Below are 1470 nucleotides of genomic sequence, written 5' to 3'. Positions count from 1 at the left end.
GGCTCTATGTCAAATAGTGTTGATGAAGCAAAAAATGATAAAACTAAAGCTGAAGAATCTTACGATTCTTTGGTTTTTTTTATGCCGTTATGAAGATTCTATTTCTGAATGAATTAAAAGTTCTGTAACCGAAGGATACGCGTTTAATAACCTTGATTTTATTATTTATGCCTTCTAGTGTCGCATTTGAATATGAATAAGAAATTGCGTTTAGGATGTGTTCTTTGTGTTTAATTATTGATTGAACTGACGTTTTAAAAAGATCATTTGGAGTCCCTTTCTTCTCTAGTTCTTCCAAAAAGGGCAAGAATTCTTCTGTCTTTTTGTATTTAATGATCCGAATAATTGCTTGATAAATATCGTAGGCATCAGAAAGCTCAGGTGAATAAGCTAATAATCGATCTATTAAGTCTTGTTCAGTAAAAAGTCCTTTAAATAATGAAAAATGTTTGTAATTCTTATAATCGAGTTTATCGGAATATTTGTTGAATTTTTTCCAATAACGTTTTAGTACTAGCGCATCTTTCTTATATGATAATTGTTTAGAGACGTTAACCCGTGTGCTAGATAAGGATCTTTGGAAGAGCTGAACAATATGAAATCGATCTAAGATGATGGCTGCATTTGGAAAGACCGTTTTAATAACCGTCTCGTAAGAGGCGTTCATATCAATTACAATATACTTTACTTTATCTCTGACTTCCTTAGGGTAATGGAGAAAATGTGATTTTAAAGTCGTTTGTCTACGATCTGGTAAGATGTCGAGAATTTTACCACTTTTTTCATCTAAATATATGAAGCTTAAGCCACCTAAAACGTTACTAGTGAGACGGACTTCATCAAAGCAGAGTACTTCAGGTAAATGCATCCAATCTGTCTGGTGCTGATTTTCAAGTGTATTCAAAACACGAAGTGTTGTTGAAATAGAAATACCAACGCGCTTGGAAATAGTCTTGATGGAAGAAATATCTGATAAATAAAGAAGAGTTAACCGTTTGATAGCAATTGAAAGATGGCATCCTGGTTCAATGACAGTTGTCCTTGCGGTAAAAGTTTCCTGACAGGCTTTACAATAGAAACGTTGTTTCTTTAAGTTAAGATAGGTGTCAAAATGGCTTGTTCGTGGTAAAAGGATCATAGATGTTTTTGTCCCATTTTTGACAACCGTGAAATTAGTATTGATAATGCCGCATCTTTCACAGCATTTCGGTATATATGTGAGAACAGCATTAACTTTTTTGATTTTTCTTTGATGGTAAGTCACTGTCGTGACGGCATTCTTACAAAATAAAATATTTTTATCTTGGATATCAAGTAAATTTCGGATATCATTATTAATGGACATGAAGTTCACACTCCTAAAATTGTGGTTTAGACGCTTTAATTTTATCATGTGAGAACTTTATGTTCTTTTTTTTGCGAAAAAATAGTGCTGATGATTTCTCATCAACACTCAAAAGTATAGAACCT

General features: G+C 32.8%; 1 protein-coding gene. It reads right to left on the bottom strand.

What is annotated here, in order from left to right; translation table 11 throughout:
* Positions 1–79: 79 nt before the first annotated feature.
* Positions 80–1345 carry an ISL3 family transposase gene (locus FC66_RS07780; protein ID WP_057974807.1) on the bottom strand — a complete coding sequence of 422 codons (1266 nt, stop codon included), beginning with the start codon at positions 1343–1345 and terminating at the stop codon, positions 80–82.
* Between the last annotated feature and the right edge of the window lie 125 nt (positions 1346–1470).

Source organism: Dellaglioa algida DSM 15638, assembly GCF_001434695.1.
GTDB classification, from domain to species: domain Bacteria; phylum Bacillota; class Bacilli; order Lactobacillales; family Lactobacillaceae; genus Dellaglioa; species Dellaglioa algida.
Note: the sequence above shows the minus strand (reverse complement) of the source record. Positions and strands in the feature narration are given on the sequence as shown.